Below are 25010 nucleotides of genomic sequence, written 5' to 3' on the forward strand. Positions count from 1 at the left end.
GTCAGGAGACTAGACCTCCGGCATGGAACACTGGGCGCCGTGGGCGCAATCACACTGGACGGCAAGGCCACCCGCGACGAGCTCTTCGTCGACCTCTCCGAACGAGTTGCGGCACTGACCGCGGCGGGCCGTACGCCCGGCCTGGCCACCATCCTGGTCGGCGACGATCCGGGATCACAGGCCTACGTGCGCGGTAAGCATTCCGACTGCGCCAAGGTGGGCATCACCTCGATACGCCGCGATCTGCCTGCCGACATCTCGACGGCCAAGCTGAACGAGACAATCGACGAGCTGAACGCCAACCCCGAGTGCACCGGCTACATCGTGCAGTTGCCGCTGCCCGAGCATCTCGACGAGAACGCGGCGCTGGAGCGCATCGACCCGGCCAAGGACGCCGACGGGCTGCACCCGACGAACCTGGGCCGGCTGGTGCTCAACAACCCGGCCCCGCTGCCGTGCACGCCGCGTGGCATCGTGCACCTGCTGCGCCGCTATGACGTCGAGATCGCCGGCGCGCACGTGGTCGTCATCGGCCGCGGCGTCACGGTCGGTCGGCCGTTGGGTCTGCTGCTGACGCGTCGTTCCGAGAACGCGACGGTGACGTTGTGCCATACCGGAACTCGTGATCTGCCGGCGCTGACCAAGCAGGCCGACATCATCGTCGCGGCCGTCGGTGTGCCGCACCTATTGACCGCCGACATGGTGCGCCCGGGCGCCGCGGTGCTCGACGTCGGTGTCAGCCGGGTGGACGACAAGCTCACCGGCGACGTGCATCCCGACGTGTGGGAGGTCGCCGGGCACGTGTCGCCGAACCCCGGCGGCATCGGCCCGCTGACCCGGGCGTTCCTGCTGACGAACGTGGTCGAGCTGGCCGAGCGGCAATGAGTTCGGCGAAGACCGCAGCGAAAGCTCAGTGGCCGATCCTGCTGGTCGGGCTGATTTTCGTGACGGCCTTCGCGTTGGTGGGCGCCAACTTCTGGCGTCGCGGCTCTCTGCTGATCGGGATCGCCGTCGGCGTCGGTGCGGCGTTGCGGTTGGTGCTGTCCGATGACCGCGCCGGCCTTTTGGTGGTGCGCAGCAAGGGCATTGACTTTATGACGACCGCGACGGTCGGGGCGACGATGGTCTATATCGCCTGGACGATCGATCCGCTTGGTACGGGCTAAATCCCCGGGCCGGTAATTTGGGGCAGGTTCGCCACGGCGCCACCGTTCGGCATACCGCCGGCCATGTTGGGCATCACGCCCGGCAGGTTCTGGATGGCGCCGCCGGGCATGTTCGGCATACCGCCGGGCATGTTGGGCATATTGCCGCTGGCCAAGTTGGCCATCGCTTGCGGGCAGTACGACTGAATTGCGATCGTGGTGAACATCTGAGCCATCGCCGGCGACATGCCCTGGCGTCTGACGCTCGACACGGCCCCGGCGAAGCTCCCGCCGGGCGCGGCGAGCATCGGACAGATGGATTCGCCCACCGCCATCGCGTTTCCGGGTTGGCCGAAGTCGATGCCGGCGTGGTTCAACGCGTCGATAAAGCCATCGTCGGCGTTCGCGTCTGCCTCGGCCGGCGGTGAGCCGAAGGCGGCGGCGACGGTGAGCAGCCCGGCCACCGCGGTCAGCACGCGAATGGTCAGGGGTTGCTGGCGAAACGGCCAGACCCAACCCTGCACAGCAGCAACTGCTTTCATGACAGCTTCCCCATCTGTCGCGGAGTGCTCTGAAGGCACTCAAATCACACTACGAAGACTGATCCATGGCAGTCACGTTTGCGACACGGGGAGATCAAGGTTTGCACACTATGCGTTTCATCAGCGGGACGCACCTGAGACATCGGTTATTGCTCGGAAATCGTTACAGGCCAGCAAAGCTCGCGAACTGGACAATCGACGCCACACTGTGATCCGACACGGGTGGTATGGCCGGATTTTGAGTGAGAAATGGATAAGAATCTGCGCGCATGACGACTAATTGCGGCCGTCCGACCGAGCATGGCATCTCGCGCCAGACGTTTCTCCGCGGCGCCGCTTCAATGTTGGCGACGGGCGCGATGTTCGGGACCACTCGTGCTGCCGCGGACCCCGGTGCTGCTAGTTGGAATGGCTTGGCTTCCACCATCGGTGGCAGTGTCGTGCTGCCGGCCAACGGTGCCCAATTCACTTCCAGCAAGCAGATATTCAACTCATTCTACAACAACTCCAACCCGGTGGCGGTCGTCACGGTTTCCTCGCAGGCCGACGTACAGAAGGCGGTCGCATTCGCGACGGCGAACAAACTCAAAATCGCGCCGCGTGGCGGTGGGCATTCCTACATCGGCGCGTCGAGCGCCAACGGCACGATGGTGCTCGACCTGCGCGGACTTCCGGGTGGGGCGAACCTTGACGGCGGCAACGTCACGGTCACACCGGCGGCGAACCTATGGGCGGTGCACCAGGCATCCGCCAGCGCCGGTCGCGGTGTCCCGACGGGCAGTTGCCCAACGGTCGGTATCGCGGGACTGACGCTAGGCGGCGGGATAGGAGCCGATTCCCGGCACGCCGGCCTGACCTGTGACGTGCTCCAGTCGGCCACGGTGGTGCTCCCCAGCGGTGATGTGGTCACCGCATCCCCCAACGATCATCCGGATCTGTTCTGGGCCTTGCGGGGTGGTGGTGGTGGCAATTTCGGGGTGACGACGTCGATGACATTCGGGACGTTCGCGGCCGGCGACACCGACGTCGTGCGGCTCGAGTTCGCCCCGTCGGCGGCTGTGCAGGCGCTGGCGGGCTGGCAGACCTGGCTAGATGGGGCCGATCGAAATGCTTGGGCCATGGTCGATCTCGCAGTCGGGGGCAGCGAGCCCAACTGCCATATCCTGGCGACCTGCCCTGCCGGCGGTGCCGCGGGAATGGCTGACGCGATCAAGTCCGCGGTCGGCTTGCAGCCCAGCGCGGTGACCAACAAGACGATGAACCGAATGGACTTGGTGACTTATCTGGCCGGGGGCAGCTCGACGTCATCGCCCCGCGGCTTCGTGGCCGGGTCCGATATGATTACGACGATCAATTCGGCAGCGGCCCATGCCATTGCTACCGCGATCGGCCAATGGCCGGCGTCGGCCGGGCGGGCTTGGCTGCTGGTCGATCCGCTCGGCGGAGCCATCGCCGATGTGGCGCCCGGGGATTCGGCCTTCCCGTGGCGCAAGCAGTCCGCGTTGTTGCAGTGGTATGTCGAGCCCGCCGCCAACCAGGTGTCGGCGGCCACGCAGTGGCTGAGCTCTGCTCACCAGGCGGTACAACAGTTTTCGGTCGGCGGCTACGTCAACTATCTGGAGCCCAACAGCGCGGCGTCGCGTTACTTTGGGTCGAATCTGTCGCAACTGAACAGTGTGCGGCAGAAGTACGACCCCAACCAGACCATGTTCTCCGGCCTGAAATTCTAGAGGCTGACTGCTTTGCGACTTGGACGCGTAGTCGTCAGTACCTCAGAAGCCATGGCGGTCGCGACATCTCGTGGGTAGGTGCGGCGAGCCACGCATAACAGCAGCCGGGCCGCGACGACCAGCGTGGCCAGCATGATCAGGAAGGTGTCGCTCAACGCGCTTGCCGTGCTCCCCAGTGCGGTGGACACGGCGCCGAACACCATCGGCGCCATACCCGTGGAAATCGACACCAGCGTGCTGCGCACTGCTTCGGCGGTGCCCCATAGCCGGGAATGCACGATGTCCAGCCTCGCCGCATTGAGCGGCGGGTTGACGCCGCCCACGGCGATCCCGGCGAGAAACGCGAATGTCAGCGCCAGTAGCAGGTTATCGGCGAGCAGCGTCGGCAGGATGAACACCGCCGCCGCCAGAAAAGCCGTCCCGCCCACCACAATCCGTGCGCTGAGGTAACCCCGGTCGGTGAGCCAGTCGGCGATGCGTCCGGTACTGAGCACCCCGATCAGCGCGCCGACGCCGAGGACGGCGATCAGCATGGTCGCCACCGCCTGGTCGACCTGAAACCGGCAACACAACAGCGCTACCCCGAACGTGCTCAGCCCGGTGGAGAAGAAGTAGCCAAACGACGAAGCGGCAATCAGAACGACATTGGTACGGATCGAGAGCACCCAGCGCAGCTCCCGCCAGATCGAGCAACGCCGCAGCTGCTGGCTGTGGCGTTTACGCAGCGGCTCGCGCAGCATCGTCGCCACGGCGAGAGCAAGGCCGAACCCCACCATGGCCAGCCAGCCGAAGCCCAACCGCCAGCTGACCGCGCCGAGTTCGCCTGCTACCAGCAGCCCGACCGCCGTGCAGCTGCCCTCGCCGGCGAGCACCAGGCCGTACACGCGACCGCGCTCGCCTGGCCTGAAGTAGTCGCCGACCAGCGAGGCGACCACCGGCCCGGAGACCGCGATGCCCGCGCCAAGGCTTACCCGGCAAGCCAGCAACCAGCCGTAGTTCGGGCTGGCCGCGCTCAACGCCATTGCCACCGAACACACCAGCAGCGCTATCCACAGCAGCCGAACCCGCACGGTGCGATCGGCGAGCGGCCCGGCCAGCAGGGTGGCCAGCGCACCGACGCCCGTCGACACGGTGACCAGCAGTCCAACCTGAATGTTGTTGATGTGAAACGACTGCGTCAGCGGGACAACCAGCGCTCCCACGGTGCCGGCATCCGCGCTTTGCAGCCCGACCACCAAAGCGAGCAGCAGGATTGGCTTCAGCCGCTGCGGAGTTACCGCGGAGGCGCCCTGCGCACCAGTCGGCACGAGCCTAAGATACCCTGCGGGACAGCATGTTTAGCTCTGACGTCGGCGTGATTCGCAGTGCCAGTACAACGTTAAGAATCAGTTCTACTGTTGGATGGCGGCGGTCGGTGATGAATTAACAATGGCATCAACGGCCGAGCAGGTGATTGCGCTGCTCGATGAATTCCTGGTCGCTTATCAGACCCTCGTCGCGCAGCCGGGCGAAGTCACGAATCTCCGCCGCGACCCCGGTCACCACGACACGCGGCTCGGCCTGGGTGGTCGCATCTTCATCGATCGCGGTGGTGGCGACGCTCGTTGCCCGCAGTCGAGCCGGCGCCGGCTTGCGCGCATCCGAGCCCCGACCGGCGACGCCATCGCCCACGACGCGACCGATGGTATTGGCCAGGGCCATCTCGCCGAACCCGCTCCCGAGGCTGGCTGCCATCGCTTGTCCGCCGGTGCCGACGCCGGCTGCCGGCAATGCCAGCGCCACCGGTTCCACCGCCGGGGTCGCCGCGATCCAGGTCGGCGGTACCGACACCCCGCCGACGACATCGGCCTCGCGCAGTGCTGCCGCCACGGGCGTTGAAACGACGTTCGGGGTTGCCGCGACCTGTGCCGGGGTCGCCACGATCTGCGGCGCCGACCCCGCCTCTTGCCAGCCACTGACGATGTCATCGGTGTGTAAACCGGTCTGGGCACCGATGAGGTCGATCGGCAGAGATATTGCTCCCAGTGGTGCCATCGGGGCGTCCAAACCGAAAGCAATGACGTCGGCGCCCAGGTCGAGGATGTCCAGGGGCGACAACGATTCGGCCGTACCGCCGGTGAGAAAGCTGCTCAACTGTTGCGGCACCGTCGAAACAGCTCGCGAGACTCTCGAGAGCTTGCCGTGCCTGCCTGCGCCCGACGTCTCGCCGGCCGCGCTTGCGTGGCTGGCCGGTGCCGCCGGATTGGTGTTGTGCTGCGGGGCGGTGAACGGCGTTAGCTGGGTGGCCGACGCCGCCGAACCCTCGTAGTCATACATTGCGCCGGCATCCTGGGCCCACATCTCGCTGTATTCGGCCTCGGTTGCCGCGATCGCGGCGGTGTTCTGCCCCAACACATTGGTGGCGACCAGCGACATCAGCAGACTACGGTTGGCCGCGACCACCGGCACGGGCACCGTCGCCGCGAATGCCGCTTCGTAGGCGGCTACTGCCACTCGGGCTTGGCTGGCCGTCTCCTCGGCTTGCGCGGCGGTGCGGCTCAACCACGCCACGTAGGAGGTGGCGGCAGCCGCCATCATCACCGACGAAGGGCCGAGCCACGGTCCGGCGGTGAGTCCCGAGACTACAGATTGGTAGGAGTGGGATGCCGAATGTAGTTCTGCGGCAATCGTTTCCCATGCCTGTGCGGCAACAAGCAGCGGCCCCGAGCCGGGGCCGGCATACATACGACCGGAGTTGACTTCCGGCGGTAGCATCGCGAAGTCCATGCCTATGCGGACTGGCGTTTCATCTCGTAGTTCCCATCCGGGTGCTGATCGTCGGCGACTTCGTCGTCCGCGGGCGGATCCTGGGATGGCTGTCCTTTGCGCAGCGTTGCCAGCAGTTCCCGGTACGGGCCGACGAGATACACGGTGTCTCCGGCGCTGAGCCGCGCATCGCGACGGGGATGCAGACAGGTCGGAGCGTCCTCCCGGGTGATTGCGATGACACGGGTTTGCGTTGACAGCTCGAACATCTGCATCCCGTCTAGTTCGCTGCCGGCCTGCACATGCATTCCGCCGACCAAGAAGGATCGGTTCTGTACCGAGAACGTGCCCAGCACTTGCAGACCCATTGCGGCCCCGATGAAATACGGCGCGGCTAGCTCGACGGTGGAACGGACGTTTTCGAAACCGAATCGCTGCGCGACCGCGGATCCGAGGTCATGGTCGTACACGCGCAGCACCACCGGGACCGCACCCCATCGGTTGCCGGCGGGTCCCTCGTGTGAGCTCAACATCTCGCGAAGCACGATGCCGGTCTCGATGTTGACCATGTCATCACGGGTCAATACCGCTACCGCACAGGCGGTTTCGACGCGTGCTGCTTCCAGCGTCTGTCGCAGAGTGGCGTCACCGAAGATCACCGGTACGTCGAGTTCGGCCATTGTGGACAGGAATGGGTTGCCCTGATCGCGCTCGATCACCGCCACGTCGTACCCTTCCGCGGTCAGATCGGTGACGACCCGGATGCCGAGCGCGCTGAGCCCGACGACGATGACGTGGTTGCGCAGGTGCCGTGCCCGTGGGCGTCCGGATGACCAGACGAAGCGGCGGGACAGCATCACATCGGCGACGAAGGCGACCAGCAGCGCGGTGGTGGTCACGCCGCCCAACATCAACAGCGCGGCGTACATCCGCAGCCAGGTCGGCTGCTTGGCGAAGCTGAAGTCGCCGTAACCTGTCGTGCTGATCGTTTCGTTGGTGAAGTAGAAGGCGTCGACCCAGGACATCCCGGGATTTGTGTAGGAGAAGTGCAGCAACGTCGTCGAACCGACGACCAGAATCCCGAGGGCGGCGATCATCGGATAGAACGCCGGGTTGACTTCATTGGACAGTGCGCGCGCCGCAACCAGGATCCGTCGCGGCCGCGACTGGCGTGAACGCGTTCCGGTCTGACGCGGGGCCTCGATGCCGCAGGCGGCCAGCTCCTCGGTAGTGCCGATCATCGCCGCCCAGTCACCCGCATTGACCCGCATATCACGCCCGGGACATACCACTACCTTGCCAGAGTTAAAAGAATTGTCGCCCTTGACAATTGCAACCGGGGCGAGGTCACCATGGATTTCACGCAGGGTCGCGTCGTATGGCGCCGCGGAGCCGAAGACCACGAACTGCAGGCCTGCTGCCTCGAAGGGATGCGTGGTGCGCGCCAGGCACGCCTCGACGACCGCCGGCGCCGCGAGGTCCGCGACACCGAGGATCGCGCTGGGCTCATCATCTGCGGCGACTGCTTCCCGTAGCACGTCGTTGGCCAGCCGCGCTACAACGCGAATGTCGGGGTTGGCTTTTCGTGCCAACAGTGCGATCTCGAGGTTTGTCGCGTCGTCAATTCCGGCGCAGACAACGGCCGCTGCGTGGGCCACTCCGGCTTTGGCAAGCTCGGTCTTTACGCGGGCGCCGGCGAGTTCAGAATCGAGGAGCCTGGCAACGCTTGCGCCTGCCCTTTTCAACTCCTCGATGATCGTCGTCGCCAGCGCGTCATCACCGCTGACGATGACGCACTGGTGCATGGTAATCGACACCTCCGCGTAATGTAGGTCTGGACCGACTTGTCCAGGAGATTTGGGCGATCCTAGCAGCCGATGAATAGCTGTGAGCCGCAGTAGAACTCGCTGAAATTTTGCTGAGACTCCCAATGAGATCGCTAAAGTAGTTGCTGCGCAATAGATGTAATCGAAATTGGGCTAATCGAAATGGCCGATCGCAGCGGGAAGCGTCCCCGCCACAGCCTCCTGCGAGGTAGGTGGCTTATCTCACAATAACTTTGGAAGACGACCCTTTGTCTCCGAAATGTCCTGCTGATTCTGGGCTTTTGGCCACCTGGGGGGCTCGTTTGTTACGGCGAGATGAATATCTGCGAATGTCCTGCCAGTATGCCTGGCAACATTCTGTGTCTTTGTCGACTTTCGTGTTCTCTGTCGCCAAACGGGGAGGAGACACGGCATGTTTGAGTCGCTAGGCTTTCGGCGGAATTAATCAATTGGGGTTAGGAATATGCTCTGTGGCAACACCTTTGGCTGAAGAACAGCAGTCGTGGTCTTCGTTCTCCGACGTGTGTAAGCGTGGATTGCTCGGAAAGCCATTGATCACCGATCAGCTCCAGCACGAGAGATTGTCGAATCCCGTCGCATTGGGCGTGCTCTCACCGGACGCCATTTCCTCTACGGCTTACGGTTCTGAGCAGATCATGATCGAGCTGTTGCCGGCCGCCGGAATGGCCGCGTTTGCGTTATTGCTTCCGATCACCGGCGTGATCTTGTTGATCCTGGTGCTGGTGTCAGCATCGTATCGGCAGGTCGTGATGGTTTATACACGATCAGGCGGATCATATGTGGTCGCTCGCGAGAACTTCGGTCCGCGGGTGGCGCAGGTTGCCGCCGCGGCGCTGTTGATCGACTACGTGGTTACCGTCGCGGTGCAGTGCGCCGCCGGGACGGTTGCGGTTGTCTCGGCGATACCGGCACTGGGTCCCTTCAGCCTGGAGATCACCGTGGGCGTGGTGCTGATCATGTGCTTCGCGAACCTGCGCGGACTGCGGGAAGCCGGGGCTCGTTTCGCGGTGCCGACCTACGCCTTCACGGCCATGGTCTCGCTCACGATCGTCGTCGGGATCGTCCGAGAGCTGCTCGGCAGCCTTCCGACATACGATCCGCAACACATGGCCGGAGTGGTTCCGGTTCACCAGGGCAGCGGATTGGTGATGGGCGCAACGATTCTGATTGTGTTGCGCGCGTTCGCTAATGGCGGCTCTTCGTTGACTGGTGTGGAGGCGATCTCCAACACCGTCAACAGCTTGCGCAAACCCGAGGGCAGCAATGCGCGTCGGGTAATGACCGTGATGGCATGCCTGCTCGGTTTTCTGCTGGCCGGTGTGGCGTGGCTGACGCATGTTACGCACGCCGCACCGTATGTCGACGGCTACCCGTCGATGTTGTCCGAGATCGCCCGCGCCGTCTTCGGCGACGGCGTGATCGGCCACATCTTGTATTTTCTGCTGCAGGCGTCGACCGCGGCGATCCTCTACACCGGAGGTAATACCAGTTTCAACGGATTCCCCGCGTTGGCCAGTTTCGTGGCCGAGGACCGATTTATGCCCCGCCCGCTGATGAAACGCGGTCATCGCCTGGTGTTCTCCAATGGCATCCTCACCTTGACGGCATTGGCTGTGGCATTGCTCGTCATCACCGGCGGCTCGGTGGACGCCCTGGTGCCGTTCTACGCGATTGGCGTGTTCACCGGGTTCGCGATGGCCGGCTTCGGCATGACCAAGCATTATCTGACCGATCGTGGGCCGGGTTGGCGACGCAACCTGATCGTGAACCTGTCGGCGGGGTCCTTGTCAACGGTCGTGGTGGGAATCTTCGCGGTGGCCAAGTTCACCGAAGGTGCGTGGCTCATCGTCATCGTCTTTCCGCTGCTGGTGATCGCGTTGATGCGGCTCAACCAGAAGTACCGCGCCGAGGCTTCCGTACTGGAGATGTCGCACACGGAAAGTCCCGTGCTGGCCCGGTACGCGCGACATCGAGTTCTGGTTTTCGTCGATGCCGTCGACCTTGCCGAGGTCGAGGCACTGCGCTACGGCAACGGGTTGCATGCCGACGAGCTGACCGCGGTGCACTTCATGCTGGACACTGCCAGTGCCGAGCGGCTGCGGCAGCGCTGGGAGCGCTTCGAACACCATTCCCCGCTGCGGCTGGTCGACTGCCCGGACCGTCACTTGGCCCGGGCCGCATACGAATTGGTTGTCCGGGTGCTCGACGACCACCCGGACACCAAGGTGACGGTACTGTTGCCGCGCCGAACGTATTCGCCGCTGGTAGGACGGCTGCTGCACGACCGCACCGCGGACAAGATCGCGCGCGCCGTCAGCCGCATCCCGGGCGCGACCGCGCAGATCGTGCCCTACGACATCGAGTCCCGGATCGCGGAGGTGGCTCGAGCATGACGACACCGGTCGCCGGAATACCGCTCTCATTTGTCGACAAATGTAGGCGGATCTTTCTCGGGAAGCCGCTGACCACCGATCAGTTGGACTCGGAGCGACTGTCGATTCCTGTTGCACTTGGCGCACTTTCACCGGATGCTATCTCCTCTACGGCTTACGGTCCTGAGCAGATCATGATCGAGCTGTTGCCGGCCGCCGGAATGGCCGCGTTTGCGTTGTTGCTTCCGATCACCGGCGTGATTCTGGTGATTCTGGTGCTGGTGTCCGCGTCCTATCGTCAGGTTGTAATGACCTACACGCGGTCCGGCGGCTCCTACACCGTCGCGCGGGAGAACTTCGGTCCCCGGGTGGCACAGGTCGCCGCCTCAGCGCTGCTGATCGACTACGTGGTCACCGTGGCCGTGCAACCCGCTGCCGCGACCGTGGCGGTGGTCTCGGCCATTCCGCCGCTGCGTCCCTATCACCTGGAAATCACGCTGGCCGCGGTGGCGCTCATCTGTCTCATCAACCTGCGCGGACTGCGGCGGTCGGGCCGGGCGTTTGCGATGACCACCTTCGCGTTCGTCACCATGATCACGGTGACGATCGTGACCGGTTTCGTTCGTGAAATTATCTGGGGCTTACCGAAATACGATCCAGGGCACCTTGCCGGGGCAGTACCGGTGCATCAGGGCGGTGGCATCGTGATGGGTGCGACCGTGCTGATTGTGTTGCGAGCGTTCGCCAATGGTGGCACCTCACTGACCGGTCTTGAGGCAGTCTCCAATACGGTCGATGTTTTCCAGAAGCCCGAAGGCGTCAACGCCCGTCGGGTCATCACGCTGATGGCGTGCATCCTCGGGTTCTTGCTGGCGGGGGTGGCCTGGCTGGCGCATGTCACCCACGCCGTACCGTATCTGGACGAATATCCGTCGATGTTGTCCGAGATCGCCCACGCGGTCTTCGGCAACGGCGTGATCGGCCACATCTTGTATTTTCTGCTGCAGGCGTCGACCGCGGCGATCCTGTTCACGGGCTGTAACACCAGCTTCAACGGATTCCCCAGTTTGGCCAGTTTCGTGGCCGAGGACCGTTTTCTGCCCCGGCCGCTGACGAGGCGCGGTCATCGTCTGGTGTTCTCCAATGGCATCCTTACCCTCACCGCGCTGGCCCTGACACTGCTGGTGATCACCGAGGCAAAGGTCAGCGCGCTGGTGCCGTTCTATGCGATCGGCGTGTTCACCGGATTCGCGATGGCCGGCTTCGGCATGGCCAAACACCATCTGGGCCACCGTGAGCAGGGCTGGCGATGCAAAGTCATCGTGAATTTGTCGGCTGGGGTGTTGTCGACGATCGTGGTGGGAATCTTCGCGGTGGCCAAGTTCACCGAAGGTGCGTGGCTCATCGTCATTGTGTTTCCGGTGCTGGTGTTGACCTTGATGCGGCTCAACCACAAGTACCGCGCCGAGGCGTCTGTGCTGGAGATGTCGCATGGCGACGACATCGACCTGACTCGGCATCCGCGGCTTCAGGTGCTGGTGTTCGTGGATTCGGTTGACCTCGCCGAGGTCGAGGCATTGCGCCTCGGGTACGGGCTGCATGCCGACGAGCTCACCGCGGTGCATTTCGTCATCGACGTGGATCGTGCGAGGCGGCTGCGCGTGCTCTGGGACCGCTTCGAGCACGACACCCCGCTGTGGTTGATCAACTGCCCGGATCGTCACTTGAATCGAGCTGCGCACGACTTGGTCTGGCGGGTGCTCAACGATCATCCGGGCAGCAAGGTGACGGTGCTGTTGCCGCGCCGCACCTTTTCGCCGCTGCTGGGCCGGCTGTTGCACGACCGCACCGCGGACAAGATGGCTCGCGCGGTCAGCCGCATCCGGGGTGCGACCGCGATCATCGTGCCGTATGACATCGAGTCGCGGATAGCCGCGTCGGCGCCTCAGTCGGACAGCGTCGCCGCGATGCACACGGTGACGTAGGGCATCGCCAACCCGGTCGAATTCGCCAACGCCGGATGAGTGGCCAGCAACTCGCGTACCTGTTCGAGGGTTTGGGTGCGCACCTCGGCCGGCGAGGTGATGCAGTAGCTGCGCGACGCCACCAGGTCGATCAATGCTTGTGGCGTAAGGTAATTCGTCCACTCGACTTGATGACGCTCGCGCTCGGAGAACGGAGCCGGCAGCGTCACGTCGAATCGGCCGACGTCGCCGTCGCTACCGATGATCCGGCCGAGCTCCCGCACCCAGCCGAGCCGCTCGTCGCGGGTGTTCCACACCAGGCCCAGCCGCCCGCCGGGCCGCAGCACCCGGGCGATTTCGGGAATCGCCCGTTCGGGATCCACCCAGTGCCACGCCTGGGCGACCAGCACTGCGTCAACGCTGTTGTCCTCCAACGGAATCTCTTCGGCGGTGCCGAGTACCGCGCGAGTCTCCGGCAGCGAGGCGCTCAGCACCTCGAGCATGTCCGGAATCGGGTCCACCGCCACGACCTCGAGGCCACGTTCCACCAGCCGAGTGGTCAGCTTGCCGGTGCCGGCACCCAGATCGAGCACCTGACGCGCCCCGCGTGGTAACAGCCAATCGATCGCCTCGGGCGGATACGACGGGCGTCCACGCTCATAGGCTGCGGCCGCGGAACCGAACGATAGGGAGCGGTCGTGCCTAGACCGGGTCACCGTTGGCACGCGCCTTCGGCAGGGCCGGTCTCGGAGGCCAAATCCAGTGTCTTGCGGATTAATTCGCCCACTGCTTCGGTTTCCACCAAGAAGCCGTCATGTCCGAAGATGGAGTCGACAACCTGTAACTCGGCGCAGCCCGGCAGCAGCTCGGCCATCTCCTGCTGCAAGCGCAGCGGATAGAGCCGGTCGGAGGTGATCCCGCCGACCACGGCCGGTACCGGGCACCCGCGCAGTGCTTTGGCGACCCCGCCGCGGCCGCGACCGACGTCGTGGCTGTTCAGCGTCTCGGTCAGGGTCACGTAGCTGCCGGCGTCAAAACGGGCCAAGATCTTGGCGCCCTGGTGTTCCAGATAGCTCTGCACCGCGTAGCGCCCGCCGTTGGACGGGTCCTCTCCGCGTTGGCCGTCGTTGGCGAACCTGTCGTCCAACTCGACCTCGCTGCGATAGGTCAGGTGCGCGAAACGGCGGGCGATGGCCAGCCCGGCATCCGGAGCACGCCCGGTGCCGTGGTAATCACCATCCTGCCAGTCCGGGTCGGTCTTGATCGCCGCGATCTGGGTGGTCTGGGTGCCGATCTGGTCGGCAGTGGCACGCGCGCCGACGGCCAGTAGCAATCCAGCCCGGACCCGTTCGGGGTGGCCGACCATCCATTCCAAAGCCCTTGCGCCGCCCATGGATCCGCCGACTACGGCGGCAACCTGACTGATGCCCAGCGCGTCCAGCGCGGCGATGTCCGCCTGCACCTGGTCGCGCACGGTGATCAACGGAAACCGGGAACCCCACGGCTTTCCGTCTCGGGCAAGCGAACTCGGCCCGGTGGAGCCACGGCAGCCGCCCAGCACATTGGTAGCCACCGCGCACCACCGGTTGGTGTCGATCGGTGCGCCCGGCCCCGCGATGCCGTCCCACCAGCCGGGCGTGGGGTGCCCGGGCCCGGCCGGACCGTTGATGTGGGAGTCGCCGGTGAGGGCGTGCAGTACCACCACCACGTTGTCGCGCGTCGGTGACAGCTCACCCCAGCGCTGTACCGCGATACAGACATCGTCGATCACCGCGCCGCTCTCGGTAGTCAGCGAGCCGATATCGACCAGGCCGACTTCGCCTTCGGCGGGCAACGTTTGGGTGGGGACGTCGGAGATGGTCATGTCAGAGTCCTCAGAAGGCCGCCACGGCCTGCGGGTCGCCGCTGGCGCCCGCGGGTGTGCCGAATTTCCGTGCCGCGGCGAAGCCGAGCTCGAGGTCGGCCAGGATGTCGTCAATGCCCTCGATGCCGACCGCCAGCCGCACCAATCCGGGGCTTACGCCGGTGGTCAGCTGCTCGGCGGGACTCAGCTGGGCGTGGGTGGTGGACGCCGGATGAATCACCAGCGAGCGCACGTCGCCGATGTTGGCGACGTGGCTGTGTAGTTGCAGGGCGTTGACGAACGCCTTGCCGGCCTCGATACCACCGGCCAGCTCGAACGCCAACACGGCGCCGGTTCCCTTGGGCGCCAGCTTCTTTGCCCGCTCGTGCCACGGCGAGCTGGGCAGCCCGGCGTAGTTGACCGACTGCACGCCGTCGTGGCTCTCGAGGAACTCGGCGACCCGCTGCGCGTTCGCGACGTGGCGCTCGATCCGCAGGCTCAGCGTCTCAAGGCCTTGGGCCACCAGGAACGCGTTGAACGGTGCGGCCGCGGAGCCGAAGTCGCGCAGCAACTGCACGCGCGCCTTGAGGGCGAATGCCGGCGGTCCCAACTCGGCGAACACCACGCCGTGGTAGCTGGGGTCGGGCGTGGTGAACCCGGGGAAGCGGCCCTGCGTCCAGTCGAAGGTGCCGCCGTCGACGATGACTCCGGCGATCGCGGAGCTGTGACCGCCCAGGTACTTGGTGGCGGAGTGCACCACGATGTCGGCGCCCTGCGTGAACGGCTGGATCAGGTATGGCGTGGCGATGGTGTTGTCGACGATCAGCGGCACGCCGTTGGCGTGGGCCACGCCGGCGACGCCCGGGGTGTCCAGGATGTCGATCTGCGGGTTGGAGATCGTCTCGGCGAAGAAGGCCTTGGTGTTGGGCCGTACGGCCGCCTGCCACGAGTCCAGATCGTCGGGATCCTCGACGAAGCTGACGTCGATACCGACCTTCGCCAGCGAATAGTGGAACAGGTTATACGTGCCACCGTAGAGGCGCGGGCTGGACACGATGTGATCGCCGGCACATGCGAGGTTCAATATGGCGAATGTCTCAGCGGCCTGTCCGGAGCTCAAAAACAGCGCTGCGACGCCGCCTTCGAGTGCGGCGATGCGCTGTTCGACGACGTCGGTAGTCGGGTTGCCGATCCGGGTGTAGATGTTGCCCGGGACCTCGAGCCCGAACAGCGCCGCGGCATGAGTGGTGTCGTCGAACACGTACGAGGTGGTCTGGTAGATCGGCAGGGCGCGGGCGTGGGTGGCCGGGTCGGGCTGCTGGCCGGCGTGAACCTGCTTGGTTTCGAAGGACCAGTTCGCAGTTGGGTCGCTGTCGCTATCGGCGCTCATGAGCGGGCTTTCTGCTGGAAGGGGGCGTATCGAGGTGCTGGTAGCCGCCCGGGACGCCACCATCTATGACGTCAGCCGGCGGTCGGTGGTTCAGCACCGACGCACACTTGAGACGCGGATAAGTGGGATGACTGCGCATCACGTTCCCTGTCTAGTCAGGGGCCCGTCATGGCGGACCCGCGCTTGCCGGATAGCCGGTGCTATGGCTACTCAACCTGGTCATCACCCGGGGCACCCCACCGCGGTTGGAGGGTTGCCGGCCAGCAAGCCGGGGCTTGATGCTGGCGCTCATGACCACTACGAACAATATCTTACCGAGCCGACTGGATGCCAATGCCAGGTCGACACCTGCTCAAACGCCCTTGATAACGTGGCAACCATAACGCTGAGCCCCCCAAAATCTGACCGGGAGAGGGACGTCCGTGAGCGCCGAACAACCGACCGTCATCTACACGCTGACCGACGAGGCGCCTTTGCTGGCGACCTACGCCTTCCTGCCGATCGTGCGAGCCTTCGCCGAGCCGGCGGGCATCGAGATCAAGACCAGCGACATCTCCGTCGCGGCCCGGATCCTCGCCGAGTTCCCGGAGCACCTGACCGAAGAGCAGCGGGTTCCGGACAACCTGGCAGAACTAGGCCGGCTGGCGAAGCTGGCCGACACCAACATCATCAAGCTCCCGAACGTCAGTGCCTCGGTGCCCCAGCTGGTGGCCGCCGTCAAGGAACTGCAAGGCAAGGGATACAAGATTCCGGACTTTCCGCAGAGCCCGAAGACGGACGAGGACAAAGAAGTTCGCGATCGCTATTCGAAATGCCTTGGTAGCGCTGTCAACCCGGTGTTGCGCCAAGGGAACTCGGACCGCCGGGCACCCAACGCGGTCAAGGAGTACGCGCGCAAGCACCCGCACAGTATGGGGAAGTGGTCACAGGCGTCGCGCACGCATGTCGCGACCATGAAGCACGGCGACTTCTATCACGGCGAGAAGTCGATCACGCTGGACCGTGCGCGCAGCGTGAAGATGGAGCTGGAGACCAAGAGCGGCAAGACGATCGTGCTCAAGGCCACGGTGTCACTGCGTGAAGGCGACATCATCGACAGCATGTTCATGAGCCGCAAGGCGCTCTGCGAGTTCTATGAAGCAGAGATCGAGGACGCTTACAAGACCGGCGTGATGTTCTCGTTGCACGTCAAGGCGACGATGATGAAGATCTCCCACCCGATCGTCTTCGGACACGCCGTCAAGGTCTTCTACAAAGACGCCTTCGCCAAGCATCAGGCGCTCTTCGACGAGCTCGGCGTCAATGTCAACAACGGATTGGTCGACCTGTACGACAAGATCGAGTCGCTGCCCGCGTCGCAGCACGACGAAATCATCCGCGACCTGCATGCCTGTCACGAACACCGTCCCGAGTTGGCCATGGTCGACTCGGCCAAGGGCATCAGTAACTTTCACTCGCCCAGCGACGTGATCGTGGACGCGTCAATGCCGGCGATGATCCGCGCCGGCGGCAAGATGTACGGCGCCGACGGGCGGCAAAAGGACACCAAGGCCGTCAATCCCGAGTCGACTTTCGCGCGCATTTATCAAGAGATCATCAACTTCTGCAAGACACACGGAGCCTTCGATCCGACCACGATGGGCACCGTGCCCAACGTCGGCCTGATGGCGCAGCAGGCCGAGGAGTATGGCTCGCACGACAAGACGTTCGAGATCCCCGAAGACGGTGTCGCCAAGATCGTCGACCTCGACACCGGCGAGGTCTTGCTGACACAAGACGTGGAAGTTGACGACATCTGGCGGATGCCCATCGTCAGGGACGAGCCGATCCGCGACTGGGTCAAGCTGGCCGTCACCCGGGCGCGAAACTCGGGCATGCCGGTGGTGTTCTGGCTCGACCAGGAGCGTCCGCACGAGAGCGAATTGCGCAAGAAGGTCGACACTTACCTGGCCGACCACGACACCGAGGGCCTCGACATCTCGACGATGTCGCAGGAACGGGCCATGCGGCACACCATCGAACGCGCGATGCGCGGGCAGGACACCATTGCCGCGACGGGCAACATCTTGCGCGACTACCTCACCGACCTGTTCCCGATCCTCGAGCTGGGCACCAGCGCCAAGATGCTGTCCATCGTGCCGTTGATGGCCGGCGGCGGAATGTATGAAACCGGCGCGGGCGGTTCAGCGCCCAAGCACGTCCACCAACTCGTCGAGGAGAATCACCTGCGTTGGGACTCTCTGGGTGAATTCCTTGCGCTGGGAGCGTGTTTCGAAGACGTCGGCATCAAGACCGATAACGAGCGCGCGAAGATCCTGGGCAAGACGCTGGATGCCGCGATCGGCAAGCTGTTGGACAACAACAAGAGTCCGTCGCGCAAGACCGGCGAACTCGATAACCGGGGCAGCCAGTTCTACCTGGCGCTGTACTGGGCCCAGGAACTTGCCGCGCAGTCCGACGATGAAGAGTTGCGCAACCACTTCGCCAAGCTCGCCGATTCGTTGGGCCGCAAAGAGGAAGCCATCGTGGCCGAACTCGCGAAGGTGCAGGGCGAAACGGTCGACATCGGCGGTTACTATCAGCCGGACGACGAGAAGACGACTGCGATCATGCGGCCGAGCAAGACGTTCAATGAGGCGCTGGCGGCTGCGCAAGGCTGACGCGGCGAGGGAGGATTCGGACAACGATGTCGGATGAACCCAAGATCAAACGCATCAAAGTTCAAGGGCCCGTAGTCGAACTCGACGGTGACGAGATGACCCGTGTCATCTGGAAACTGATCAAGGACATGCTGATCCTTCCGCACCTCGACGTCAACTTGGACTATTACGACCTCGGTATCGAGCACCGCGACCGCACCGACGATCAGGTGACGATCGACGCGGCGTACGCCATCAAGAAGCACGGCGTGGGCGTCAAGTGCGCGACGATCACCCCGGACGACTCGCGCGTTGCCGAGTTCAACCTGAAGAAGATGTGGCTCTCGCCGAACGGAACGATCCGAAATATCCTGGGCGGCACCATCTTCCGTGAGCCGATTGTGATCTCGAACGTGCCTCGGCTGGTTCCGGGCTGGACCAAACCGATTGTCATCGGCCGTCATGCATTCGGCGACCAGTACCGTTCGACCAACTTCAAAGTCGAGAAACCCGGCACTGTCGCAATAACTTTCACGCCCGCGGACGGCAGCGAGCCGATCGTGCACGAGATGGTCTCCATCCCCGCCGACGGCGGCGTCGTGATGGGGATGTACAACTTCAAGGACTCGATCCGTGACTTCGCGCGGGCCTCGTTCGCCTACGGGCTCAATGCCAAATGGCCGGTCTACCTATCGACGAAGAACACCATCCTCAAGGCCTACGACGGCATGTTCAAAGACGAATTCCAGCGCATCTACGACGAGGAGTTCAAGGAGCAGTTTGAAGCCGAAGGCCTCACCTACGAGCACCGGTTGATCGACGACATGGTGGCCGCCTGCCTGAAGTGGGACGGCGGCTACGTCTGGGCCTGTAAGAACTACGACGGTGACGTCCAATCGGACACCGTCGCGCAGGGCTACGGCTCACTGGGGTTGATGACCTCGATGCTGATGACGGCCGACGGCAAGACCGTCGAGGCCGAGGCCGCCCACGGCACCGTCACCCGGCACTACCGGCAGTACCAGGCCGGCAAGCCGACGTCGACCAACCCGATCGCCTCGATCTTCGCCTGGACGCGGGGGCTGCAGCACCGCGGCAAGCTGGACAACACGCCCGAGGTCATCGACTTTGCCCAGAAGCTGGAATCCGTCGTCATCGCCACCGTCGAAAGCGGAAAGATGACCAAGGATCTGGCCATCCTGATCGGTCCCGACCAGGAGTGGCAGCAGAGTGAGGAATTTCTGCACTCGATCGCGGACAACCTGGAAAAGGCGCTCGCTTAAGCCCCCGCGAGCGGGTGCTGCCCCCAGGCCGCCGGGTCGATCGCCGGCGCCGGCTGGGTGCAGTCGTCGATGAACCCGGAGATGACTTCCGTCACTCGGCCGGGTGCCTCGAACATCGGAACGTGCCCGACACCGTCGAGCCTGGTGATTTTCGTTTCGGCGGGCAGGAAGTCGGTGAAATGACGACTGAACCGGCTTGGCGGCACGACGCGGTCCTTTTCGCACAACACCAGGTGCGCGGGCACCGCGGTCTGCGCCAACTCGATCAATCCGGGCGCCACCAGCGCCTTGGCCAGCAGTTGGAAGTAGGCCGGGCAGTGCGCGGCGTCGTCGACGATGCCGGACAGCTGGCGCTCGCTGATCCCGTCCGGCGTTCCGCTCAGCGGCAGGGTGGCCAGCCGGCGGCTGAACGGCACCTGCAGCGACCGCTGGCCGAACAAGCGAGCCAATGCCAGCACCGGCAGGCCGGCCAGGAACTTGCCGATGACCTCGAATTTGATCGGGCTCCAGCGCGTCCAGCCGCCCGCCGCCGCGACGCCGGTGACGCTGCGGGCCCGGCCGCGCCGCTCGAGTTCGAACGCGACCCAGCCGCCCAGCGAATTGCCCACGACGTGGGCGGTATCCCACCCCAGCTCGTCGAGTTGGCGTTCGACGTGGTCGGCCAGCACCGCCGAACTCAGCAGCCAGGTTCGGGCATACGGTCCACCGTTGTGGCCGGCCATCGTCGGGGCGAACACCTCGTAGCGGCCGGTATCGGCCAGCTGTTGAGCCACTGAATCCCACACCGTCTGAGACATCAGAAATGGGTGCAGCAGCAGGACCGGCTCTCCAGTGCCCAGGTGGATCGGCGCGCGAGTCGTCATCTAGCCGACGTTATATGCGGTACCGCCGGTACCGCAAGCGACGGCGCGCCGGGACAAGCGCGCGTGAAAAGATCGGGACATCATGAGCACCGCTAGGAGACCCAGCCGGATTTTCTCCGGCGTGCAGCCCACGTCTGATTCGCTTCACCTCGGCAACGCGCTGGGCGCAATCACCCAGTGGGTGGCGCTGCAGGATGACCACGACGCGTTCTTCTGCGTGGTGGACTTGCACGCGATCACCATTCCGCAGGACCCCGCGGCGCTGCGACGCCGGACCCTGGCCACCGCCGCCCAGTACCTGGCGCTGGGCATCGACCCGGCCCGCAGCACCGTCTTCGTGCAGAGCCACGTACCCGCCCACACTCAGTTGGCATGGGTGCTGGGTTGCTTCACCGGCTTCGGGCAGGCGTCGCGGATGACCCAGTTCAAGGACAAGTCACAACGTCAGGGCAGCGACTCCACCACCGTCGGCCTATTCACCTACCCGGTGCTGCAGGCCGCCGACGTCCTGGCCTACGACACCGATCTGGTCCCCGTGGGTGAGGACCAGCGCCAGCACCTCGAACTGGCGCGCGACATCGCCGAGCGATTCAACAGCCGCTTCCCGCAGACCTTCGTCGTCCCCGACATGCTCATTCCGAAGGTCACCGCCAAGATCTACGACCTAGGGGACCCGACGTCGAAGATGAGCAAGTCGGCGGCCGTCGATACCGGTTTGATCAATCTGCTCGACGATCCGGCTGTGTCCGCCAAGAAGATTCGCTCGGCCGTGACCGACAGTGAGCGCGAGATCCGCTTCGACACCGAGGCCAAGCCCGGCGTATCGAACCTGTTGACCATCCAATCGGCGGTCACCGGAACCGATATCGCCAAGCTCGTGGACGGCTATTCCGGGCGTGGTTACGGCGATCTGAAGAAGGAGACCGCCGAGGCTGTCGTCGAGTTCGTCGCTCCGATCAAGGCCCGCGTCGACGAATTGATGACGGACCTGGCCGAATTGGAGGCCGTGTTGGCGGCGGGGGCGCAGCGCGCGCAGGAAGTGGCCGGAAAAACGGTCGAGCGGGTTTACGATCGGCTGGGGTTCCTTCCGCAACGGAGTTAGGACCCCTTTTTAAACAGGAGCCGCACCATGAGCGAGCCGGCCAAGCCAGGAATCTTTGACCGGTTGCGGGCTCGATTCGGATGGCTGGACCACGTGATACGCGCCTACAGCCATTTCGACGAGCGCAACGGTGGCTTCTTGGCCGCCGGTCTCACCTACTACACGATCTTCGCGCTATTTCCTTTGCTGATGGTCAGTTTCGCGGTCGTCGGATTCATGCTGGCGCAGGATCCTAAGCTGCTCACTAGCATCGACGGCCACATCCGCGACGCCGTCTCCGGTGCGCTCGGACAGCAATTGGTCGATTTGATGAACTCGGCGATCAATGCGCGCGCGTCGGTAGGCATCATCGGTCTGGCCACCGCGGCCTGGGCGGGCCTCGGCTGGATGTCGCATCTGCGCGGAGCGGTGACCGATATGTGGTGGGATGAGGAGTTCGACTCGCCGGGCTTCGTGCGCAACAAAATGTCTGATCTGGTCGCGATGGTGGGAACGTTCGTGGTCATCCTCGCCACCCTCGCGCTCACCGCGCTCGGGCATGCCGCGCCGATGCGTGCGGCCCTGAAATGGCTTGGAATACCGGATTTCTCGGTGTTCGGCGAGATCTTTAGGGGCATCTCGATATTGGTGTCGCTGCTGGTCTCGTGGATGCTGTTCGCCTGGATGATCGGCCGGCTGCCGCGACACCGGGTCAACCTGGCCGACGCGGCTCGGGCGGGCTTGCTCGCGGCGATCGGCTTCGAACTGTTCAAGCAGGTGGGCTCGGTCTACCTGCGGGTCGTGTTGCGCAGCCCGGCGGGAGCGGCATTCGGTCCGGTGCTGGGCTTGATGCTGTTCTCCTACGTCACTGCGTATCTCGTGCTTTTTGCCACCGCCTGGGCCGCGACCCTTTCCGGTGATCAGCGCAGCAGGTATGCACGCCCGCCGGCACCCGCGATCATCGCACCACGGGTGCTACTGGACGAGGGGATCAGTACGCGACAGACACTGACCGCGATGGCAATGGGAGCCGTTGGCGCGCTGGCGTTTTCTCGGCTGACCCGCCGGCTGCGTTAACGCCAGGCGCCCTGGGTCATGACGGCGGTGACCCGTAAATCGCGATCCAGCACAACAAGATTGGCGTCGTATCCGACCTGCAGGGCGCCCACCCGCTCGAGGTGCAGCGCCCGTGCCGGCGTGGTCGAAGTCATCTGCACCGCGGCGGCCAGCGCGGCATCGTCGTCGGAGCCCAGCCGCGAAACGGTGCGGAACAGCTGATCCATCGTCGCGGTGCTGCCGGCGATCGTCGACGTCGCGTGCACCCGGGCTATGCCGGACTGCACGTCGATCGGTATGGCGCCAAGCTGATACTTTCCATCCTCGGATCCGGCCGCGGCGATCGCGTCGGTGATGACGGCCACCCGGTCGGGCCCGGCGGCCCGGACAACCGCTTGCACCGTGGCGGGGTGCAGGTGCACGCCGTCGGCGTTGAGCTCGACGGTCACGTCCGGGTGCTCCAGTAGCGCGAGGCCCGGCCCGGGCTGGCGATGGTGCAGGGGCGCCATCGCGTTGAACAGATGCGTGCCGACGGTGGCTCCCAGTGCGATCGCCTGGTGGGTGCGCTGATAGGTTGCATCGGTATGTCCCAGGGCGACAACAACACCCGCGTCGAGAAGACGCCGGATCGCCTCGCTGCTACCGGGCCGCTCCGGGGCCAGGGTGACCATCCGGATCGCGCCCTTGCCGGCGGCCAGGAGACCGTCGATCTCGGCGGGCTCGGGGTCGCGGATCTGGGTGGGGTCGTGTGCGCCGCAGCGTGCCACGGACAGCCAGGGTCCCTCCAGATGGATACCCGCGATGGTGCCTTCCCGGGTGGCGTCGGCCAGCGCACGCACACCAGCGATCAGCACGTCGGGTGCGGCGGTGACCAGGCTGGCCATTGTCGTGGTGGTGCCGTGCCGCTGGTGGAATTGCGCGGCCTTGGCGATGTGCTCGGCGTCCAGGTAGTAGGCTCCGCCGCCGCCGTGCACATGCATGTCGACAAATCCTGGCACCACAAGGCAATCCGGGAAATCCCGGTCGGGTTGCCTAGGCGCTGCACCGGCGCCGCAGGCGAGGATCTGTCCGCCCGATATTTGCAGCCAACCCGGCCGGCAGATCTGACCGTCGAGGACGACGGTGTCCGCGCGGATCAGGGGCACTGGTCTTCCCAGCGGCCTCCGTTTTCCCAGAAGTGCCTGATCTCCTCGAGCTGGCGCCCCTTGGTTTCCGGCGCGTACCGGTAGACGAAGCCGAACGCGATGATGGCGAGCACCCCGAACACCGCGAAAGTGCCCGCGCCGCCGAGGGAATGCAGCATGGTCAGGAACACCGCCGCGATGATCGCGTTGGCGATCAGGTTGGAGGCCAGCATGGTGCTCGACCCGATGGAACGCAGCCGGGTGGGGAAGCTCTCGCTGGCGTAGACCCAGCCCAGCGAGCCGAAACCCAGGGTGTAGCCGATGATGTACAACAGTATGCCGGCAAACCCGGCAGCAGCGCCGCCGATGCCCTGGGCGAACACGGCCGTCAGTAGAATGTCGGCGGCGATCATCATGGCGATGCCGCACAACAGGATTGGGCGCCGGCCCACCCGGTCGACGAGTGTCAGCGCGGCGCCCACCGCTGCCAAACCGGCGACCTGGACCAGTGCCGGCAGGGCGAGCAGCGCGAAATTGCCGGTGAATCCCATGGCTTCGAATATTCGCGGGCTGTAGTAGACGATCGCGTTGATGCCGGTGATCTGGATCAGGAAGCCGAGCGCAATCACGAACAGGGTGGCCCGTAAATACGGCGGTCGCAGCATCTCGGAGATGCCCCCACTACCTTCGCTGACCGCGCGGGCGATCTCGGCGAGCTCTTCATCGGCGTTCGCGGCGGGCTCCGCCTGCAGCAGCGCGCGGCGGGCGTCATCGGCTCGCCCTTTGAGTAGATACCACCGGGCGGTTTCGGGCAGCCGGATCACCAACGGCAGCAATAGCATCACCGGCACGACGGCCAGCCCCAACATCAACCGCCAGCTGTGGGTACCGGCCAACAGGTAACCGGCGAGATACCCGAGGATAAGCCCGCTGACGATCGTCAGTTGATAGGCCGTCAGCAGCGCGCCGCGCACCGATGCCGGAGCCGATTCCGCGACGTATACCGGGACGACCACCACCATCACACCGATGGTCAGACCCAGCAGTAGTCGTGCCGCCAGCAGCATTGGCAGTGCGACCGAGAACGCACCCAGCAACGCGAACGCGGCATACGCCACCAGGATCAGCACGACCGACTTTTTTCGGCCGATCGCATTGGCGAGCACGCCGGCACCGAGTGCTCCGGCAATCTGCCCGATCACCGCCATCGCCGTCAACAGTTCTTGTTGGGATGTGGTGAGTCCGAAATCTTCGGTGATGAACAGCTGCGCGCCGGCGATGATGGACAGGTCGTAGCCGTAAATGAGGCCGACGCTGGCACAGGTCAGCCCAACGCGCGTAGAACTGCTCAATCGACGGGCTTGCGCTTGAGTCATCTCGGTGAGC

Annotated in this window: 17 protein-coding genes, 2 pseudogenes and 1 riboswitch; of the genes and pseudogenes, 9 read left to right on the forward strand and 10 right to left on the reverse strand. The window is 64.6% G+C overall.

The window, feature by feature from the left end; all coding sequences use genetic code 11:
* The first annotated feature begins 39 nt into the window (after window positions 1–39).
* Together H7K34_RS08395 and H7K34_RS08400 are read left to right on the forward strand one after the other, a co-directional pair.
* Window positions 40–885, forward strand: coding sequence for a bifunctional methylenetetrahydrofolate dehydrogenase/methenyltetrahydrofolate cyclohydrolase (locus tag H7K34_RS08395; protein ID WP_264061406.1), 846 nt, complete (start codon window positions 40–42; stop codon window positions 883–885).
* The gene (locus H7K34_RS08400) at window positions 882–1166 is read left to right on the forward strand and encodes a DUF3017 domain-containing protein (protein WP_108921315.1); all 285 of its coding nucleotides are present in this window, start codon (window positions 882–884) and stop codon (window positions 1164–1166) included. Before H7K34_RS08395 ends, H7K34_RS08400 begins: the two co-directional genes overlap by 4 nt.
* Here the strand turns inward: H7K34_RS08400 and H7K34_RS08405 are convergent.
* The gene (locus H7K34_RS08405) at window positions 1163–1687 is read right to left on the reverse strand and encodes a DUF732 domain-containing protein (RefSeq protein ID WP_264061407.1); all 525 of its coding nucleotides are present in this window, start codon (window positions 1685–1687) and stop codon (window positions 1163–1165) included. The genes H7K34_RS08400 and H7K34_RS08405 overlap by 4 nt on opposite strands.
* A 269-nt stretch (window positions 1688–1956) precedes the next feature.
* Between H7K34_RS08405 and H7K34_RS08410 the strand changes: the two genes are divergently transcribed.
* Window positions 1957–3417: an FAD-dependent oxidoreductase gene (locus H7K34_RS08410; RefSeq protein WP_264061408.1), complete on the forward strand. Its 1461-nt coding sequence runs from the start codon at window positions 1957–1959 to the stop codon at window positions 3415–3417.
* Here H7K34_RS08410 and H7K34_RS08415 read toward each other — a convergent pair.
* From H7K34_RS08415 to H7K34_RS08425, 3 genes are all read right to left on the reverse strand, one after another.
* Window positions 3414–4724, reverse strand: a complete 1311-nt coding sequence (locus tag H7K34_RS08415; protein WP_264061409.1) for an MFS transporter — start codon at window positions 4722–4724, stop codon at window positions 3414–3416. The genes H7K34_RS08410 and H7K34_RS08415 overlap by 4 nt on opposite strands.
* A 127-nt stretch (window positions 4725–4851) precedes the next feature.
* Complete coding sequence (locus H7K34_RS08420) at window positions 4852–6183, reverse strand: PPE family protein, SVP subgroup (protein ID WP_264061410.1); 1332 nt, start codon at window positions 6181–6183, stop codon at window positions 4852–4854.
* A gap of 2 nt (window positions 6184–6185) precedes the next feature.
* Window positions 6186–7967, reverse strand: a complete 1782-nt coding sequence (locus H7K34_RS08425) for an NAD-binding protein (RefSeq protein ID WP_264061581.1) — start codon at window positions 7965–7967, stop codon at window positions 6186–6188.
* Window positions 7968–8470: 503 nt separating this feature from the next.
* On the opposite strand from H7K34_RS08425, the pseudogene H7K34_RS08430 reads away from it, so the two are divergent.
* A pseudogene (locus tag H7K34_RS08430) lies at window positions 8471–10387 on the forward strand (APC family permease); the annotation flags it as partial.
* Window positions 10388–10398: 11 nt separating this feature from the next.
* Window positions 10399–12333 (forward strand): annotated as a pseudogene (locus tag H7K34_RS08435) (APC family permease); the annotation flags it as partial.
* Here H7K34_RS08435 and H7K34_RS08440 read toward each other — a convergent pair.
* Genes H7K34_RS08440 through H7K34_RS08450 form a run of 3 tightly spaced genes read right to left on the reverse strand, consistent with a single transcriptional unit; the run spans window position 12327 to window position 15578 of the window.
* A complete protein-coding gene (locus H7K34_RS08440; protein WP_108921343.1) occupies window positions 12327–13061 on the reverse strand; it encodes a class I SAM-dependent methyltransferase in 735 nt (244 codons plus the stop codon). The pseudogene H7K34_RS08435 and the gene H7K34_RS08440 overlap by 7 nt on opposite strands.
* Window positions 13058–14209 (reverse strand): homoserine O-acetyltransferase MetX, encoded by a 1152-nt coding sequence (gene metX / locus H7K34_RS08445; protein WP_264061411.1) that lies wholly within the window; start codon window positions 14207–14209, stop codon window positions 13058–13060. Before metX ends, H7K34_RS08440 begins: the two co-directional genes overlap by 4 nt.
* A gap of 10 nt (window positions 14210–14219) precedes the next feature.
* Entirely contained in the window at window positions 14220–15578 is a 1359-nt protein-coding gene (locus H7K34_RS08450; protein ID WP_264061412.1) for a bifunctional o-acetylhomoserine/o-acetylserine sulfhydrylase, read from the reverse strand.
* A 174-nt stretch (window positions 15579–15752) separates the two neighbouring features.
* A riboswitch (SAM riboswitch) is annotated at window positions 15753–15874 on the reverse strand.
* Between the two features lie 126 nt (window positions 15875–16000).
* Between H7K34_RS08450 and H7K34_RS08455 the strand changes: the two genes are divergently transcribed.
* Together H7K34_RS08455 and H7K34_RS08460 are read left to right on the forward strand one after the other, a co-directional pair.
* Window positions 16001–18238 (forward strand): NADP-dependent isocitrate dehydrogenase, encoded by a 2238-nt coding sequence (locus H7K34_RS08455; RefSeq protein ID WP_264061413.1) that lies wholly within the window; start codon window positions 16001–16003, stop codon window positions 18236–18238.
* 26 nt (window positions 18239–18264) lie between these two features.
* Entirely contained in the window at window positions 18265–19500 is a 1236-nt protein-coding gene (locus tag H7K34_RS08460) for an NADP-dependent isocitrate dehydrogenase (RefSeq protein WP_264061414.1), read from the forward strand.
* Here the strand turns inward: H7K34_RS08460 and H7K34_RS08465 are convergent.
* Complete coding sequence (locus H7K34_RS08465) at window positions 19497–20318, reverse strand: alpha/beta fold hydrolase (protein ID WP_264061582.1); 822 nt, start codon at window positions 20316–20318, stop codon at window positions 19497–19499. The two genes, H7K34_RS08460 and H7K34_RS08465, sit on opposite strands and share 4 nt — an antisense overlap.
* A gap of 127 nt (window positions 20319–20445) precedes the next feature.
* On the opposite strand from H7K34_RS08465, the gene trpS reads away from it, so the two are divergent.
* Entirely contained in the window at window positions 20446–21465 is a 1020-nt protein-coding gene (trpS, locus tag H7K34_RS08470) for a tryptophan--tRNA ligase (protein ID WP_264061415.1), read from the forward strand.
* A gap of 27 nt (window positions 21466–21492) precedes the next feature.
* Window positions 21493–22521, forward strand: a complete 1029-nt coding sequence (yhjD, locus tag H7K34_RS08475; RefSeq protein ID WP_264061416.1) for an inner membrane protein YhjD — start codon at window positions 21493–21495, stop codon at window positions 22519–22521.
* Here yhjD and nagA read toward each other — a convergent pair.
* Together nagA and H7K34_RS08485 are read right to left on the reverse strand one after the other, a co-directional pair.
* Complete coding sequence (gene nagA / locus H7K34_RS08480; RefSeq protein ID WP_264061417.1) at window positions 22518–23645, reverse strand: N-acetylglucosamine-6-phosphate deacetylase; 1128 nt, start codon at window positions 23643–23645, stop codon at window positions 22518–22520. The genes yhjD and nagA overlap by 4 nt on opposite strands.
* Window positions 23636–25000 (reverse strand): sugar porter family MFS transporter, encoded by a 1365-nt coding sequence (locus H7K34_RS08485; protein ID WP_264061418.1) that lies wholly within the window; start codon window positions 24998–25000, stop codon window positions 23636–23638. The genes nagA and H7K34_RS08485 overlap by 10 nt, the downstream gene beginning before the upstream one ends.
* Window positions 25001–25010: the final 10 nt, after the last annotated feature.

It is taken from the genome of Mycobacterium montefiorense, assembly GCF_025823255.1.
Lineage (GTDB): Bacteria > Actinomycetota > Actinomycetes > Mycobacteriales > Mycobacteriaceae > Mycobacterium > Mycobacterium montefiorense.

Excerpts from the sequence above, each read along its gene's own strand:
- H7K34_RS08400 (WP_108921315.1), top strand. The coding sequence starts at position 882 with ATGAGTTCGGCGAAGACCGCAGCGAAAGCTCAGTGGCCGATCCTGCTG.
- H7K34_RS08405 (WP_264061407.1), bottom strand. The coding sequence starts at position 1,687 with ATGAAAGCAGTTGCTGCTGTGCAGGGTTGGGTCTGGCCGTTTCGCCAG.
- H7K34_RS08410 (WP_264061408.1), top strand. The coding sequence starts at position 1,957 with ATGACGACTAATTGCGGCCGTCCGACCGAGCATGGCATCTCGCGCCAG.
- H7K34_RS08420 (WP_264061410.1), bottom strand. The coding sequence starts at position 6,183 with ATGGACTTCGCGATGCTACCGCCGGAAGTCAACTCCGGTCGTATGTAT.
- H7K34_RS08425 (WP_264061581.1), bottom strand. The coding sequence starts at position 7,967 with ATGCACCAGTGCGTCATCGTCAGCGGTGATGACGCGCTGGCGACGACG.
- metX (WP_264061411.1), bottom strand. The coding sequence starts at position 14,209 with ATGACCATCTCCGACGTCCCCACCCAAACGTTGCCCGCCGAAGGCGAA.
- H7K34_RS08450 (WP_264061412.1), bottom strand. The coding sequence starts at position 15,578 with ATGAGCGCCGATAGCGACAGCGACCCAACTGCGAACTGGTCCTTCGAA.
- H7K34_RS08460 (WP_264061414.1), top strand. The coding sequence starts at position 18,265 with ATGTCGGATGAACCCAAGATCAAACGCATCAAAGTTCAAGGGCCCGTA.
- trpS (WP_264061415.1), top strand. The coding sequence starts at position 20,446 with ATGAGCACCGCTAGGAGACCCAGCCGGATTTTCTCCGGCGTGCAGCCC.
- yhjD (WP_264061416.1), top strand. The coding sequence starts at position 21,493 with ATGAGCGAGCCGGCCAAGCCAGGAATCTTTGACCGGTTGCGGGCTCGA.
- H7K34_RS08485 (WP_264061418.1), bottom strand. The coding sequence starts at position 25,000 with ATGACTCAAGCGCAAGCCCGTCGATTGAGCAGTTCTACGCGCGTTGGG.